The sequence below is a fragment of the Actinoalloteichus sp. GBA129-24 genome, assembly GCF_001941645.1.
Classification (GTDB): Bacteria; Actinomycetota; Actinomycetes; order Mycobacteriales; family Pseudonocardiaceae; genus Actinoalloteichus_A; species Actinoalloteichus_A fjordicus.
Map to the genome: position 1 here is coordinate 2,845,907 of NZ_CP016077.1, position 15,307 is coordinate 2,861,213.

At 70.1% G+C, this 15,307-nt stretch carries 13 protein-coding genes; 7 read left to right on the forward strand and 6 right to left on the reverse strand.

Annotation, left to right across the window (positions count from 1 at the left end; all coding sequences use genetic code 11):
- On the reverse strand, window positions 1–726 hold the full coding sequence (locus tag UA75_RS12730; protein ID WP_075740423.1) for a class I SAM-dependent methyltransferase: 726 nt from the start codon (window positions 724–726) through the stop codon (window positions 1–3).
- Between the two features lie 159 nt (window positions 727–885).
- Between UA75_RS12730 and UA75_RS12735 the strand changes: the two genes are divergently transcribed.
- The 6 genes from UA75_RS12735 (at window position 886) to UA75_RS12760 (ending at window position 6,262) form a co-directional block, all read left to right on the forward strand.
- Window positions 886–1,485 carry a hypothetical protein gene (locus UA75_RS12735; protein ID WP_075740424.1) on the forward strand — a complete coding sequence of 200 codons (600 nt, stop codon included), beginning with the start codon at window positions 886–888 and terminating at the stop codon, window positions 1,483–1,485.
- The gene (locus UA75_RS12740) at window positions 1,482–2,201 is read left to right on the forward strand and encodes an acVLRF1 family peptidyl-tRNA hydrolase (RefSeq protein WP_075743743.1); all 720 of its coding nucleotides are present in this window, start codon (window positions 1,482–1,484) and stop codon (window positions 2,199–2,201) included. The genes UA75_RS12735 and UA75_RS12740 overlap by 4 nt, the downstream gene beginning before the upstream one ends.
- A gap of 273 nt (window positions 2,202–2,474) precedes the next feature.
- Complete coding sequence (locus UA75_RS12745; protein ID WP_075740425.1) at window positions 2,475–3,035, forward strand: hypothetical protein; 561 nt, start codon at window positions 2,475–2,477, stop codon at window positions 3,033–3,035.
- Between the two features lie 227 nt (window positions 3,036–3,262).
- Complete coding sequence (locus tag UA75_RS12750; protein ID WP_075740426.1) at window positions 3,263–4,891, forward strand: ABC-F family ATP-binding cassette domain-containing protein; 1,629 nt, start codon at window positions 3,263–3,265, stop codon at window positions 4,889–4,891.
- A gap of 176 nt (window positions 4,892–5,067) precedes the next feature.
- Window positions 5,068–5,277: a helix-turn-helix domain-containing protein gene (locus UA75_RS12755; RefSeq protein WP_075740427.1), complete on the forward strand. Its 210-nt coding sequence runs from the start codon at window positions 5,068–5,070 to the stop codon at window positions 5,275–5,277.
- Between the two features lie 178 nt (window positions 5,278–5,455).
- Window positions 5,456–6,262, forward strand: coding sequence for an enoyl-CoA hydratase/isomerase family protein (locus UA75_RS12760; protein ID WP_075743744.1), 807 nt, complete (start codon window positions 5,456–5,458; stop codon window positions 6,260–6,262).
- 415 nt (window positions 6,263–6,677) lie between these two features.
- On the opposite strand, the gene UA75_RS34910 is transcribed toward UA75_RS12760, so the two are convergent.
- Window positions 6,678–6,809, reverse strand: a complete 132-nt coding sequence (locus tag UA75_RS34910) for a hypothetical protein (protein WP_257787506.1) — start codon at window positions 6,807–6,809, stop codon at window positions 6,678–6,680.
- Entirely contained in the window at window positions 6,806–7,531 is a 726-nt protein-coding gene (locus UA75_RS12765; RefSeq protein ID WP_232237735.1) for an SDR family oxidoreductase, read from the reverse strand. The genes UA75_RS34910 and UA75_RS12765 overlap by 4 nt, the downstream gene beginning before the upstream one ends.
- 146 nt (window positions 7,532–7,677) lie before the next feature.
- Here UA75_RS12765 and UA75_RS12770 point away from each other — a divergent pair, with 146 nt between their 5' ends.
- Window positions 7,678–8,082 (forward strand): winged helix-turn-helix transcriptional regulator, encoded by a 405-nt coding sequence (locus tag UA75_RS12770; RefSeq protein WP_075740428.1) that lies wholly within the window; start codon window positions 7,678–7,680, stop codon window positions 8,080–8,082.
- 54 nt (window positions 8,083–8,136) lie between these two features.
- Here UA75_RS12770 and UA75_RS12775 read toward each other — a convergent pair whose 3' ends face one another.
- From UA75_RS12775 to UA75_RS12790, 3 genes are all read right to left on the reverse strand, one after another.
- Window positions 8,137–8,865, reverse strand: coding sequence for a sugar isomerase domain-containing protein (locus tag UA75_RS12775; protein WP_075740429.1), 729 nt, complete (start codon window positions 8,863–8,865; stop codon window positions 8,137–8,139).
- 684 nt (window positions 8,866–9,549) lie between these two features.
- Window positions 9,550–10,239: a DUF1080 domain-containing protein gene (locus UA75_RS12785; RefSeq protein ID WP_083683163.1), complete on the reverse strand. Its 690-nt coding sequence runs from the start codon at window positions 10,237–10,239 to the stop codon at window positions 9,550–9,552.
- A gap of 79 nt (window positions 10,240–10,318) precedes the next feature.
- Window positions 10,319–15,094 carry an OmpL47-type beta-barrel domain-containing protein gene (locus UA75_RS12790; RefSeq protein WP_083690683.1) on the reverse strand — a complete coding sequence of 1,592 codons (4,776 nt, stop codon included), beginning with the start codon at window positions 15,092–15,094 and terminating at the stop codon, window positions 10,319–10,321.
- Window positions 15,095–15,307 lie beyond the last annotated feature (213 nt).

Sequence of the window (15,307 nt, forward strand, 5' to 3'; positions counted from 1 at the left end):
TCATGGCCGTGCGGCGCGGGCGACGACCACGATGTCGGTGCTCGTGTCGGTGAGCGCACCCCGCGACCAGTCCCCATGAAGGGCCTCCACCTCGAGACCCGCCGCACCAAGGAAGCCCTCCAATCCTGCAACGTCCAGGAAGCGAAGGGACGTCCGATCGACGCGCAGCGGCTCGCCGTCGCGGGTCGCGGTGGTCTCGGTGAACGTGACCACGTCGGCGAGGACGGACTCGACGTGGTGCGTCACGCGCAGCTCGCGCCCCGCGTCGTCGACGAGGTCGGTGGCGTTCTCGGGATTCCAGCGTTCCCACGCCCGTGCCGACGGATTGCGGGTGCCGAAGACGAATTGACCTCCGTCGACCAGCGCGGCTCGGATCGCCCGCAGGGATGCACGCAGCTCGGCGTCGGTGACCAGGACCTGGAACGCGTTGCTCGCCATGAGCGCCAGATCGAACTCCCGGCGCCACGCGATGTCCTCGGCTCGGCCCGTCACCCACTCGACGTCGCCGCGTCGGCGGGCCCTCGCCAACGCCGAGGCATCCGGGTCCAGCCCGCAGAGCCGTCCGGAATGCCCGGACTCGCGGGCCCGGTGCAGCAGCATGCCGGTGCCACAGCCGACGTCCAGCACGGTGGGAGCGGCCATCACGAATCCCAGGTAGAAGTCGTCGCTCGGCCCCCAGGGATTGAGGCGGTCGTAGAGTGCGGCGGCCTCGACGTCGGAGTACATCGCGGCACTGTCTCGTCTCGCCGAGCCGGTCGGCAAGCGGATCTCCCGATCCGCCGGGGCCTGCCCTCGCCAGCAGGCGGGCGACCCGGCTCCGGAGCAGCGTCGACCGAGGTGATGTCACGAACAGTCGTGATCAGTCTCGGCACTAGTCTCTCTGAGATGACCGGCGGCCGATTTCCCGGCAGCGTGCACGCCTCGGCGGGCTCCGCTGCGCGACCGGATGCCCTCGGACAGGTGGCCGAGGCGGTGCTGGGGTCCGAACAACACCGGACCGCCGAACTGCTCGACGTGCTCGACGGGCGGCTGACTGAGCGCCTCGACGTGGTGCGGGTCGGCGACGACGTCCTCCCGCAGCTCGCCCACGAGGGCAGTGTGAGCGGCGCCCTCGCCGCCGCGCGGCGGGCGTTGCGACCCGGGGGACTGGTGGTGGCGGCGGTCCCCGAGCTCAGCGGACTCCGCAGCCTTCGCCCGACGGCGCCGCCGCCGAAGGTCACCGGGGTGGGCGAGACGAGACAGATCATCGTGCAGCTCTGGGACTGGGCCGAGGACGGCACCGGCTACGGCCTGGAAGTGATGCGGCTGCACCGCATCCAGGGCCGCTGGGAGGTCGCCCACAGCACGTCCACCCGGCACCGTGTGCTCAGCCGAGACCAGATCGCCCAGGCCTTCGAGATCGCGGGCTTCGTCGGGGTACAGCGGCTCTCACCTGCGGAGAGCGGCCACCCGCTGCCGGTGTGGGTCGCGGTGGCGCCGCGATGAGCCGGGTGCGCAGCGTCGCGGGCGGCGGCCGGGCGGTGGAGGTCGAGCCCGCGCGACTCGCAGGCTGGTTCGAGCGGTTCGCCGGACGTCACGGCGGTCTCGCCGCGACGGAGACCACCGCGGGGGAGGTCCGGGTCATCGCGTCCGACGGGGCCCGCGCCTCCGTGGTCGTCCCCTTCGGTGGCCTGACCGACGGGCGCAGCGCCGGTCTCGGCGCGGGCGAGGGCGGATCGCCGGACCGGGCGGTCGAGGTGCTCGTCGAGCACGTGCTGCGGTCGCGACGGATCGGTCTGGTGCTGGTCCGCCTCGGCGGCTACAGCGTGGGCGTGGCGGTGGACGGCCGGGTGACGGTCTCCCGCACGGGCAGGCGGCAGGTCCACGGCCGGAACAAGGCGGGCGGCTGGTCTCAGCAGCGGTTCGCCCGCCGCCGAGCGGGTCAGGCCAGGGTGTCGCTGTCGGCGGCGGGCGAGGCGACGTTCGAGGTGCTGCTGCCCGAGGCGCCGACGCTGGACGCCGTGGTGCTGGGCGGCGACCGGACCGCGCTGGACGAGGTGCGGGCCGATCCTCGGCTGGCCCCGCTGTTCGCCATCGCCGAGCCCAGGGTGCTGGACGTGGTCGAGCCGCGCCGGGTCGTGCTGGACGAGGCCGCGCGACGGGCGCTCGCCGTGGAGGTCGTGGTCGTCGAACGCTCGGACCGAACCTCGGACGGAGCTTGACGGGGGCTCCCGCCGTGAGAGCCGTCGTGGTCCGGTCACCGGCCGCGACCCGCCGGGCGAACGACTCGAGGGTCCACGTCGCAGGGCGGTGCCGGGCAGCGCCGATCGGCGGCGGTCCCGGTGCCGACCGGTCGAGTGGAGCAGACCGCCGTCTCGGACGAGCCCCGTCGCACAGGTCCTGCCTGCCACGGTCGCCGGTGGCCTCAGCGAGGAGGACCTCGCCGTCTACCGACGGCCGTATCCGACCTGGGCCGATCGGCTGCCTCTCCTACAATGGCCCACGGCGATGCGCTCGGCGGGGAACCCGCCGACGTGGTGGCCAGGGTCACCAGGTACGGCGAGTGGCTCGCCGACAGCGCCGACGTCCCCAAGCTGCTCCGCACCTTCGAGCCGGGGCCGGGGACGATGACGGGGCCTGCGCTCCTCGAGTGGTGTGCGGCCACGATCACGGGCCTGGAGATCGTCGGGCACCCGCTCGTCGCCGGTCATCACACCCCGGAGGACCAGCCCGATGCGATCGCGGCCTCCCTCGCGGCCTGGCTGGACCGACACGGCCTGCGGCGAGATCGACGTCGACGGCGTCGGTGGATGTCCGGCTCGACCGGCGAGCACCGACGCGGTGACGGAGCCTGCCTGCCCTCGGCGCGATCGATGCGCCTGCCTCGGTGCGACGCAGGGCGTGACGGCACCTGCGACCGCCTGCTGTGGCCCCCGGTGGCCCGGGTGGTCTCCGGGGCGGATGAGTCGACGCGGGGAGGCCGTTCTGACCGACGGATGGCGGGTGTTCGGGGCGTCGGCGTCGATGCAGGCCACGTCGACCACCGTCGCCTCTGACGCGACGTCTCCCTCGGCAGCGCTTCGGCGCCACGGCGGCGTCTGCTCACCTGCGGGCTCGGTGCCGCCCGCTCGCCTGCGCACTCGGCGCCGGGAAACCCCGTTGATCCGACCCGTACACTGGGATGCGTGGTCCGCATCGATTGACCTATGGGCAGGCTCGTCGCGTTCTCGACGAGCGGCTCTCTCATGCCCGTGACCACACGTCTCTTTCTCGGAGTTCTCTCTTGATCACTGCGACCGATCTCGAACTGCGCGCGGGTTCGCGCATCCTGCTCGCGGACGCCAACCTGCGAGTGCAGGGCGGCGACCGCATCGGCCTCGTCGGCCGCAACGGCGCAGGGAAGACCACCACGCTGAAGGTGCTGGCAGGCGAGGGGGCGCCCTACGGGGGCGAGGCCCGTCGGACCGGCGAGCTGGGCTACCTGCCGCAGGACCCCAGGGAGGGAGACCTCTCGGTGGCCGCGAAGGACCGTGTCCTCTCCGCCAGGGGCCTCGACGAGCTGCTGCGCGAGATGGAGAAGGCGCAGAACGCGATGGCGGAGCTGGTCGACGAGCGCAAGCGCGATGAGGCGATCCGGCGGTACGGGCGGCTGGAGGACCGGTTCTCCTCCCTCGGCGGCTACGCGGCCGAGAGCGAGGCGGCGCGGATCTGCTCCAACCTCGGCCTCGCCGACCGCATCCTGACCCAGCCGCTGAGCACCCTCTCCGGTGGTCAACGGCGTCGAGTGGAGCTCGCGCGCATCCTGTTCGCCGCCTCGGAGTCCGGCCCCGGCGGCCGGTCCGAGACGACGCTGCTGCTGGACGAGCCCACCAACCACCTGGACGCGGACTCCATCGTCTGGCTTCGCGACTTCCTGCGCTCGCACACCGGCGGCCTGATCGTGATCAGCCACGACGTGGAGCTGCTGGCGGCCGTCGTCAACAAGGTGTGGTTCCTCGACGCGACCCGCAGCGAGGTCGACATCTACAACATGGAGTGGAAGCGCTACCTGGAGGCACGGGCGACCGACGAGAAGCGTCGCCGCCGCGAGCGGGCCAACGCCGAGAAGAAGGCCTCGGCCCTGATGGCGCAGGCGGACAAGATGCGCGCCAAGGCCACCAAGGCCGTCGCGGCGCAGAACATGGCCAAGCGAGCCGACAAGCTGCTGGCCGGCCTCGACGAGCAGCGCGTCTCCGACAAGGTCGCCAGGATCGTCTTCCCGGCCCCCGCGCCCTGCGGCCGGACGCCGCTGACGGCCGAGGGCCTGTCGAAGTCCTACGGCTCGCTGGAGATCTTCACGGGCGTCGACCTGGCCGTCGACCGAGGCTCCCGCGTGGTGGTGCTGGGGCTCAACGGTGCGGGCAAGACGACCCTGCTGCGGATGATCGGCGGGCGGGAGACGCCCGACGCTGGCTCGGTGATCCCCGGCCACGGCCTGCGCATCGGCTACTACGCCCAGGAACACGAGACGCTGGACCACTCGGCGAGCGTCTGGGAGAACATCCAGCACGCCGCCCCCGACGCACCCGCTCAACAGCTCAGGACCCTGCTCGGGGCCTTCCTGTTCACCGGGGAGCAGCTCGACCAGCCTGCGGGCACGCTGTCCGGCGGTGAGAAGACCCGGCTGGCGCTCGCGGGCCTGGTGTCCAGCGCGGCCAACGTCCTGCTCCTCGACGAGCCGACCAACAACCTCGACCCGGCGAGCCGGGAACAGGTGCTCGAGGCGCTCCGGACGTACAAGGGTGCGGTGATCCTTGTGACACACGACCCGGGTGCAGTGCAAGCCCTCGAACCCGAACGGGTGATTCTTCTGCCGGACGGCACCGAGGATCACTGGTCTGAGGATTATCTGGAGCTGGTACAGCTCGCCTGATCGACGCGCGGTGACTTCGTGATACCCCCTGGTCAGCGATGATGACGGACAGTACGGCGATGAACACTTTGCGATGTTTTCCCATGATCGCCTGGCATTAATGCTGTTCGTGTTCGATCATTGCCCCGACGGGGGCCGCAAGGGGCCCGACCTGCTCGGACGGAAGGCGGGACAAGGTGGCTGACCTGAAGAAGGGCGCCCGCATCACCGGCGCCGCACGGGACAAGCTTGCGACGGATCTGAAGAAGAAGTACGAGAAGGGCGCGAGCATTCGTGCCCTGGCCGAGTCAACCGGTCGCTCGTACGGCTTCGTTCATCGGGTCCTCAGCGAATCCGGCGTGCAGCTGCGGGGGCGTGGGGGCGCTACCCGAACGAAGAAGAAGTGATCACGAGACCGGGGTTCGGACGGCATTGCCCGGCCGAGTCCCCGGTTCCCCCCACTGAGATCGGGAGCCGAGAGATCGGAGTCCTCGAGATCGGTGTCAGAGAGAACAGGACGTGCGACATCGCGTCCGGAAGGCAGCCGTCGCGCCCGCAGCGCGGCGGATCGAGGGAGGCCGTCGGGTGACAGACGAACCGGTGGACGTCGACACGCTGCGTCGTGCGGGCGTCCGACTGGCCGTCGACGGTCCTCGGGCCACGATCACGCTGGATCGACCCGAGGTACGGGGCGCGCAGACGCCTCGAACCTGGGAGGCCTTACATCGGATCGGGCAGACACTGCCCGACTCCGTGCGCGTGGTGGTGATCGCGGGAACGGGGCGGTCCTTCTCCTCGGGGCTGGACCGCGGGCTGTTCACCGTGGACGGTGTCGACGGGATGCCGGGACTGCCGTCACTGGCGGCACTCCCGCCCGACGAGGCCGATGCCAGGATCGCGGAGTTCCAGGCCGGGTTCGCGTGGCTGGCCCGGCCGGAACGGTTGACTATCGCGGCGGTGCACGGTCACGCGATCGGTGCGGGACTGCAACTCGCCTTGGCCTGCGATCTGCGGATCGTGACCGAGGACGTGCAGTTCGCGATGGTCGAGACCAGGCTCGGGCTGGTGCCCGACCTGGGTGGTACATCCTGGCTCGTGCGGTTGGTGGGCTATGCGCGAGCCGTGGAGCTGTGCGTGACCGGCCGATTCGTCGGCGCCGATGAGGCGCTCCGGATCGGCCTGGCCAACGAGGTCGTGACCTCGACCGAACTTCCTGCGGCGGTGGACCGGCTCGTCGAGTCGGTGCTCGCCGCCCCACGGGAGTCGGTGTCGGAGACGGTGCGACTGCTCTCCGACGCGGCCGACGGCGCCCCGCAGGCAGTGCAGGCTGCGGCGGAGCGAGCGGCGCAGCTGCGATTAGTCACGCGGCTGGTCCGAGGATCGGGCGACTAGGCACGACGAGGGAAAGACACCCGGCTGGTCCGGGTCTCGTGGGTGACGGACGACATCGGAGGGCGGGGGTGCCCGCCTCTTCGGTCTCTCGTCGTGCCTGCCGTCGCCCTGTCGATCGAGGACGGCGTCGCAGGCAGGCTGCGCATCGGGTGGGTCCCGCGCGCGGTCCTGTGTGGCGGGCCCGTGCGGACGTAGGAATGCCGATGTGGTGCCTCGCCGTCCCGTCCTGGGACGGACCTCGAGGTTCCGCGTGCGCTCGCGGTCGGACGGCGGTGCGCGTTCGTCGGGCTGGACGTCTCGCGGGTCGGCTCGAGGCGGCATCGAGTGCGCGTCGTCTCCTCGGCACCGTGCCTCGCGAGGGCGGCCGTGGCCCGAAGGTCTGCCCTCGCGGCTCGCGCCGCCGAGGAGGTGTCCGTCAGCGGAAGTCGTCGGCGTGGTCGATCGCCCACTGCCGGAAGGATCGTGCCGGGCTGCCGACGGCCTCCTGCACGGTCGAGATCGGCCCGAGCGGCTGGTCCACCATCGCGGCGCGACCCGCGAGCATCACGTCGGCGAAGTCCTTGGACAGCCACTCAGCAGGCGCTCCCTGGCCGCCTCGGGAGGGAGCTCCTCCCAGTGCAGTGGACGACCGATCACCTCACCGAGGATGCGCACCTGCTCGATCTGGGTGAGGGTCTGCGTGCCGGTCAGCACATGGCTTCGCCCCACGCGGCCCGGCCCGAGCAATGCCCGCACCCCGACCTCGGCGATGTCGCGCTCATGGATCAACGTCCCGGCCGCCGCGCCGAACGCGCCCCGGACCACCGACCCGGCACGGATGTCGGCCGCCCATTGCAGCGTGTTGGTGGCGAACTCGGCGGGGCGCAGGAACGTCCATTCCAGACCGGACCGCCGGATGGCGTCCTCCACGACCACGTGCAGCGCACCGATCGCATTGTCCTGCTCCTCGAGATCATCGTCGACGGCGAGGGTCGAGAGGAAGACGACGCGCCGCACGCTGTCGTGGAGCACGTCCATGATCGCGGGTGCGGACTCGGGAGTGCCCAGCGGCCAGACCAGGAAGACCGCGTCCACCCCCGGCAGCGCGGCTCGTAGGGAGGTGAGGTCGGTGAGATCCCCTCGTACGGCCTCCACACCGACGGGCAGTCGGGCCTCGGGTCGATGGACCAGCGCGCGGACCGGCGAGCCGTTCTCGGCGAGCAGCGCGGCCACCTGCCCGCCGACGTGGCCCGTGGCGCCGATCACCAACGTCATGGTGGTTTCCGACATGGCTGCTCCTTCTCGTCGTCCGCCCGGCGTTCTCGCGTCCTGCCGGGAGCGGGTGGTCGCCGTCGCCCGTCGGGATGGCGGGCGACGATCACCGTAGGAGTCAGGCTTACTTTTTGTAAGAGCCAACCTGTCGGTAAGTTGGCGAGGTGGACGTAGGTGTGCAGGCGACCGGGGGCGCTCCCGATCCGAAGGGTGACGCGTTCAACAGCGACTGCCCTGGACGGGTGATCCTCACCCACATCGCGGGCCGGTGGGGTGTGCTGATCCTCGCGGCGCTGCAGGACGGGCCGCTGCGGTTCTACCTGCTCCGCGACCGAATCGGCGGGATCAGCGAGAAGATGCTCGCCCAGAATCTGCGCGCGCTGACGCGCGACGGACTGCTGCGCCGCGAGGTCGAGGCCAGCATCCCGCCGCGCGTCTCATACTCGCTCACCGAGATGGGGCGAGAGCTGACCGTTCCGCTACAGCAGATGCTCGACTGGATCGCGGTGCGGGCAGACGACATCGTCACCGCCCAGCGACGACACGACGAGCTGCACGGCGGCGGGTGAGCGTGCGGCGGGTGACGGCGGCGCCGCAGTCGGGCCTGGCGGATCGCCTCGGGGTCAGCCCAGCTCGGGAACCGAGACGAGTTGTTCGTCGAAGAGCACTCGGTTGGCCTCGTCGCCGCCTGCCACGTTCGCGCTGCGCCAGCGGGGCAGTTCGGCCGTGGAGCGGTCGTGCAGCGCCACCAGGACGAGGTTCCACAGGAATCCGGTGGTGAGGGAGGACAGCGGGCCGGTGGCAGGCGCCTCGACCGGATAAGCCGCGTCGCCGGGCGGCACGAGGGTGTCGAGCACGACGTCCGCCTGTTCGGCGACCGTGCTGTGCGCGCGGCGGGGTGCGTTCGCCGACGCGATCTGTGAGGTCACGGCAATCACTCGGCAGCCTGCGGCCCGGCCCGCCTCGGCCAGCTCGACCGGATAGGGGTTGATGCCGGAGTGGGAGAAGACCACCAGGGTGTCGTCGCGGGTGAGCGTGATCGAGGCGAGCACCTCGGCAGCCAGGCCCGGCCTGCGCTCGGCGAAGGTGCTGCTGCGCGCACCGTGCATCGGCAGCAGATCACGGTGGTAGAGCGGACGTACACAGGCGAGTCCGCCCGCTCGATAGAAGGTCTCCGCGACGGCGGCCAGTGAATGCCCGGCGCCTGCCGTGTAGACGGTGGCGCCTGCCTCGATCGTCGCCAGGATCGCCGTCGCCGCGGCGTCGACGGACGCCGCGTTGGCTGCCTCCACTGCCGCCAAGTGCGTTCGGGTGAGCTCGCCGAAGCTCGTGGTAGTGGTGGTGTCGGCCATCGCCGCCTCCTTCGCCGGAATCATCGACTGGTCTATACCACACCCGCCCGTGGAGCAGGCACCGCCGGTGACTGGGCCTGGTTCAGGCGGCAGCGTGGGGAAGCGCGTATCGACGGGGCGCCCTGGGGTTTCGGCGATCGGGGTCGGGGCACCGCCGAGGCGAGCTGAGACCGTCGCGACCGAGCTGAAGCGGCGTCTCACGGGCGGCCGAACCAAGCAGCTCGTCTCGACCGAGGAGTGAGACCTCTCGGCTTCCCTCGCTGTCTCGGACAGCTGCGGTCAGTCGGCCGCGTGCGATGTCGTGGTCAGCCGACTGCGCGGCCGGACTCGGGCAGGCCCGGCATCCTTGATTCGCACTGCTCGGCACGCCCGGTCTGTCTCGGCTGGACCATTCCCCCTCCGGACCACCGTCCCGCCCCGGCTCGTTGCTCGTGGCGACCGGAATCGTCGGCGGTGCCTGCCGATCGTCGCCGACCTGCGACGAGGACGACGAGGACGACGAGGACGTTGTCGTTCTTCGGCACGGGCCGCTCGCCGGGGGACTCGCCGACGCCGCCGGGACCGGGCCCGAAAGACGACAGACGCCGCCGATGCCCTCCGGTGACGGTGACGGAGGGCGCCGACGGCGCTGCTGCCTGCTGCTACGGCCTGGCGACGGCCAGAGCAGACCTGGAGAGTGGCGGACTACTGGTCACACAGCGGCTGGACCCAGATGTTGCGGAACTGGGTGCGGGTGTCCGGGTCGTGGTTCTGCAGGCCCACGTACCCTTCCAGCCCCCGCGCCGGGTCGGTGCTGGTGAAGTCGTTGACCAGCGTGCCGTTCAGGAACACCTGGTACCGCTCGTCCACGATCTTGATGACGTAGCGGTTCCACTCGCCGACCTCGTTGGACGGATACGAGCTGGGCTCCTGGTGGTTGTAGATGGCGCCGGTCTTCTGCGGATCGCCTGCCGGGTTGTCGTTGATCTGGATCTCGTAGCCCTCGTCGACGGCCACCCACGGGTCGTCGCCGGGGTCGGGGAATCGGACGAAGACGCCTGCATTGTCCGTCTCGGCGGTGACCCGCCAGTCGAGCATGAGGATGTAGTCGCCGAACTCTCGCTCGTCATACCAGAGCAGGCCCATGCCGTCGCGGGTCTGGAGGGTGCCGTCGACGACGTCGAAGCCGCCGGGACCAGCCTGATACCAGCCTTCGGTGGTGCTGCCGTCGAACAGTCGCACCGGGGCCTCACAGGCCTTGGCGGTGGGGTCCTTCGCGACCTGCGGCTCCGGAGCGGGCGCCGCGCCCGCGCCGACCGCGAGACCGGTGGACATCAGGCCGCTCAGCGTCACGCCCGCGAGTGCCATCCCGAGGGCTCGTCGTGTTCCGCGCATCGTGTGTCCTTCCTGAGCTGGGAGGGCGGGGCGGACCGACGTCGTCGTCGGTCCGCCCCTTCGTCTCACTGCGTGCGCCTCACTCGACAGCGTTGTCCGAGGCGCCCGTCACCGCCACTCCCTCGATGGTGTCGATGACCGCCTGGATGTCGCGGTCGAGGGTGCTGCGGATGTCCTCCGCGGTGACGAGGGTGGTGTCCGCCACGAGGGTCTGGAGCGTCTGGAGCTCCTCGATGGTGGCGTGGTCGTCGCCCTGTGCCTCGGCCAGCCGCGCGGTGGTGAGTTGGGTGCGGAGCTGGGTGGTGGCGGTGAGGGAGAGTCGGTTGGTGGCGCGGAATCGGTCGATCAGCTGGCTGATGTCGCGGGTGGAGGTGGTGGTGGCGAAGGCCACCGTCTGCTCCGTGGTGTTGCCCGCCAGGTCCGTCGCGGTGACGGAGAGCTCCTGCATGCCCAGCGGGAGCTGGTACAGGGCCACGTAGTCGCCGGAGTCGATGTCCTCGTCGTTGAGGGTGCCGATCACGGAGTCCAGCCCTGACGTGTTGTCCTCGGCCTGCCAGTGCAGGACGAGGTCGGTGGCGTCGCCGTAGACCCGTCCATCGGCCACGCCCGCGACCACCAGGGTGGGTGCGGTGGGGTCGATGAGGATGGTGGCGGCCTTCTCGTCCTCCACGTTGCCCGCCACGTCGACGGTCCGGTAGAGCAGCGAGTGCGGTCCCTCGCCGGACACCGACACCGGCTCCTCGTAGGCGGTCCAGTCGCCGCCGTCGAGGCTCCACTCGGTCCTGGCCACTCCGCTGCCCTCGTCGGTGCCCGCGAGCGCGACGGTGACCTCACCGTCGTGCCAGCCGCCGTCGGAGGAGTCGGGGAAGGTGGCCTCGGTGGTGGGTGCGGTGGTGTCGAGGGCGATGTCGAGGGTCTGGGTGTCTTCGGTGTTGCCTGCGGTGTCGGTGGAGCGGTAGTCGACGGTGTGGGTGCCGTCGTCGGTGAGGGTGAGGGGTTCTTCGTAGGTGGTCCAGTCGCCGTTGCCGATGCGGTATTCGGTGGTGGCGACGTCGCTGGCGTCGTCGGTGGCCTCGAGGGTGATCTGGACGGGGCTGGTGGTGTACCAGCCTTCCTGGCCGTCGGGCTCGCTCGGCGTGGTGCTCGCCGTGGTCACCGGAGCCGTCGTGTCCTCACCGCCGCCGTCACCCGTCGGCTTGATCCGGATGTTGCGGAAGTGGAGCTGGTTGGAGTTGCTGTTCTCCAGCCCGATGTGTCCGCCCTGACCCCGGCTTCCGTCGCCCGTGTACTCGGTGACCACGCGGTCGTTGAGGACCACGTTGTACTGATCGCCGGTGACCTCGATCTCGAAGAGGTTCCAGCCGCCGTACGGAGGCTTGGCGGTCAGGTACTTCGCCGCCATCAGGCCGCTGATCGAGCCGGTCCGGTTGACCACGTCGTCGACGCGGTCGAGGATCGCGACCTCGTAGCCCTCACGACCGGGCACGCCCGCGTCGCCCTGCGGGTCGGGGAAGCGCTGGAACAGACCGGAGTTCGCGCTGACGCTGAAGCTCTCGTACTCCGCCTCCATGACGTAGTCCTCGAACTCGGCGTCGGCGTAGTAGAGGATGCCGAATCCACCGGACTGCGGTGCCAACAGGCCTTCCTCGGTCACCTCGAAGCCGCCCTGACCGACGTGGTCCCAGCCCGCCAGGCTCTTGCCGTCGTACAGGGTGATCCAGCCCTCTTCGTCGGCGGTGGCCTGCCAGGTCACGACGCCGTCGTCGAGTGCGAGGTCGTCACGGAGGTTGACCGGGCCGTCGTCGGTGACGACCAGGCTCTCGCCCCGCACACACGAGCCGCCGTAGCCGAGGCAGGCCACGATGTGGTCGGTTGCGCCGACCGTGCTCGTGTAGTCGAAGGCGACGGTGCCGTTCTCGTCGGGCTCCGCGATGTGCTGCTCGACGCGGACGTAGGGCTCACCCTCGGTGTGTCCCGGCGGGAGGTCGCTGGCGGGGGAGGACCGGTAGACCTCGATGCTCACCGGGCTGTCGGCGGGCGTTCCCTCGCCGGGCGTGAACGTCGCCGAGACCTGCTGCTGGTCCCGGGTCTCGAGTTCGGCCGACTCCGGGGTGACCTCGATGGTGCCGTCGATCGGATCGAAGACCGACACCGCCGTCTCGGCGGTGCCCCGCACCACGCCGTCGGCGTCGGTGGCGGTCACCGAGGCCGTGTACTCCCCGGTCGCCTCGTAGGAGTGCGACACGGCCGCGCCCTCGGCGGTGTTCCCGTCACCCAGATCCCAGGCGAAGGTGGTGCCCTCGGGCAGCGCCTCCCCGGAGACCGTGAGGTTGGCGGTGAGCGGTGCGGCGCCTCGCGACACGTCCGACTCGGCGTGGATGACCCTGGGGCCTGCCGCGCCGAGACCGTCGAACTCGAAGTAGTTCAGGTTCAGGAGTTCCTGATCGGACTCGCCGTCGAACACCACGAACAGCTCGAAGGTGCCCTCTGGCGCGGTGATCTCCACCGGGTCGAGTTCGACGTACTCGCCGGAGCCCGCCGGGACCTCGGTCGAGGAGATGAGCTCGCCGTCGGGTGCGTTCGCCCGCAGCTCGACGGTGCCGCCCGCCAGGCCTGCCGCGGTCAGCCGCACGGAGTCGATCATGGACAGGTTGTATGGGGAGAAGGAGACCCAGTCGCCCGCGTGCACGCTGCCCAGGGCGCGACCGCCTTCGGCGGCCTCGTCGTCGATGGTCTCCACGCCTTCGGAGCCGTCGTGGTAGATGGCCTGCTTGCGCTTGGGCTGGAGGATGATCTCGTGCTCGCCGGAGGTGGCTGCGACGCCCTCGTTGCCTCGGTCCTCGTAGCTGGAGCGCAGCACGTAGAACAGGTTGGCGTCGCCGCCGTGTCCGCCGTCCTCCTGGATCGTCGTGACGCCCTCGCAGTTCTGGATGTTGCTCTGCGGGTGGGCGTGCACGTCATGGCCGAGCGCGGTCTGCACGGTGACGGCGGAACAGCTGATGCCGTCCCCGATGCTGCCGTCCTCCTGGTCCTCCACCGAGACGTCGTAGGCCACCCGGTCGCCCCACTCGAAGAGACTTCCGTCGCCCGGAGTGGTGAACTCGACCTGCGGAGCGAAGTTGCCGATCGTGATCGTCACCCGGCGCACGGTCTCCCGGCCCGCCGAGTTCGTCACGGTGAGCTTGGCGTTGTAGACGCCTGCCTCGGTGTAGGTGTGCGTGCCGGTGATGCCGTCGGCGTCGTCGACGCCGTCACCCTCGAAGTCCCAGGCGTAGGTCAGGTCGCCGCCGTTGGGGTCGGAGGTGCCGGTGGCGTCGAAGGTCACCTCGAGCGGGGCTTCGCCCGAGGTCTCGGTGGTGGCCAGCGAGACGTCCGGGGACTGCACACCCTGGGTGTGGTCGATCCGGTACAGCCCGGCGTAGGTGCCGGGGGTGAAGAACCCGCCGCCGTACTCGATGACGTAGAGCGAGCCCTCCGGGCCGAACTCCATGTCCATCGGCTGGTTGAAGTCCAATTCCTCGAGGAACGGCGTCATCGAGGAGTAGTCGCCGTTCTCGTCGAACCGGACGTCCGCCACGAAGTTTCTTGAGTATTCGTAGAAGAAGTGTGCGCCGTCGTACGACTCGGGGAACTTGGTCGGCGAGTCGAGCGATTCGTCGTAGCGGTACACCGGCCCGCCGAAGGCGGAGTTGCCGCCTTCACAGGAGATCTCGGGGAACTCCTCGGAGCAGCCGTAGGTGTAGAAGATGTCCGCAGGCGTGGCGGGCGGCAGGTCGGTCAGGCCCGTGTTGTTGGGGGAGTCGTTGACCGGGGCGTCGCAGTCGAAGGCCGGGCCGGACTCGCCGGTGGCGAAGTCGTAGTCCCGGTAGGGCTCGTTGGGCCCCATGCAGAAGGGCCAGCCGCCGTTGCCGGGGCCGTCCATGAGGTAGACCTCGTCGTAGGCGTGCGGACCCCGCTCGGGGTTGCCGTCCCGCGCGTCCGGCCCGACGACGCCGAGGAAGATCCGGTCGGTCTCCTGGTCGACGCTGAATCGGAAGGGATTGCGCAGGCCCATGTAGTAGACCTCGGGGCGGGTGCCCTCGGTGCCCTCCGGGAACAGGTTGCCCTCGGGGATGGTGTAGCTGCCGTCGTCCTCGACGTGGATGCGCAGGAGCTTGCCGCGCAGGTCGTTGGTGTTGCCGGAGGACCGCTGCGCGTCGAAGGCCGACCGGCTCTCGCGCTCGTCGATGGGGGTGTACCCGTCGGAGGCCCAGGAGTTGGTGTTGTCTCCGGTGGACAGGTACAGGTTGCCCTCGGAGTCGAAGTCGATGTCACCGCCCACGTGACAGCACAGGTCGCGCTGCGTGGGCACTTCCAGGATGATCTGCTCGCTGTCGCGGTCGATCACGTCGCCTTCGAGCGTGAATCGGGACAGGCGGTTGCGCGGCTCGGGGTCCGGTGGGGAGTAATAGGTGTAGACCCAGCCGTTCTCCTCGAAGTCGGGGTCCACGGCGATGCCCTGGAGCCCGTCCTCCTCGCCTGCGTAGACCTGGATCTCCGCGGCGGTGGTCACGTTGTAGCTGTCCGGGTTGAAGATCTTGATGATGCCGCGTCGGTCGGTCATCAGCACGCGGCCGTCCGGGGTGACGGCCAAGGCCATCGGCTCGCCGACGTCCTCGGTGAGCTGGATCTTCTCGAAGTCGCCCGCTGCCTCGGCGAAGGGCGTCAGGTCCTCGGGGACCTGGGTGAGCCGGGGGCTCGCGTCCGGCGATTGCTGGTCTGCCTGTTGGGCGACCGCCGGAGCGACCCCCGCCAGTGGCACCAGCAGCGCTGCACCGAGGGCTAGCCCCAGTGCGCGACGGCGTATCGATGACATGCGAGTCCTTTCTGGACATGGCGAGACGGTGACCGTGCTCTCCCGCCGCCAGGAGAGCCCGACCACTTTCTTCGGGGCGGCCCCAAGTATGTGAATGCATTCGGTGTTAACACAGTCTTTATTCTTGCGAAATACTGTGCTATGGCGACGGGCATAGGACGTGTGCGATGGCGAAGAAAGAATGTTCAGGCACCCTCTGTGCTGGCTGTGAAG

Excerpts from the sequence above, each read along its gene's own strand:
- UA75_RS12765 (WP_232237735.1), bottom strand. The coding sequence starts at position 7,531 with ATGTCGGAAACCACCATGACGTTGGTGATCGGCGCCACGGGCCACGTC.
- UA75_RS12730 (WP_075740423.1), bottom strand. The coding sequence starts at position 726 with ATGTACTCCGACGTCGAGGCCGCCGCACTCTACGACCGCCTCAATCCC.
- UA75_RS12735 (WP_075740424.1), top strand. The coding sequence starts at position 886 with ATGACCGGCGGCCGATTTCCCGGCAGCGTGCACGCCTCGGCGGGCTCC.
- UA75_RS12745 (WP_075740425.1), top strand. The coding sequence starts at position 2,475 with ATGGCCCACGGCGATGCGCTCGGCGGGGAACCCGCCGACGTGGTGGCC.
- UA75_RS12740 (WP_075743743.1), top strand. The coding sequence starts at position 1,482 with ATGAGCCGGGTGCGCAGCGTCGCGGGCGGCGGCCGGGCGGTGGAGGTC.
- UA75_RS12785 (WP_083683163.1), bottom strand. The coding sequence starts at position 10,239 with ATGCGCGGAACACGACGAGCCCTCGGGATGGCACTCGCGGGCGTGACG.
- UA75_RS12790 (WP_083690683.1), bottom strand. The coding sequence starts at position 15,094 with ATGTCATCGATACGCCGTCGCGCACTGGGGCTAGCCCTCGGTGCAGCG.
- UA75_RS12775 (WP_075740429.1), bottom strand. The coding sequence starts at position 8,865 with ATGGCCGACACCACCACTACCACGAGCTTCGGCGAGCTCACCCGAACG.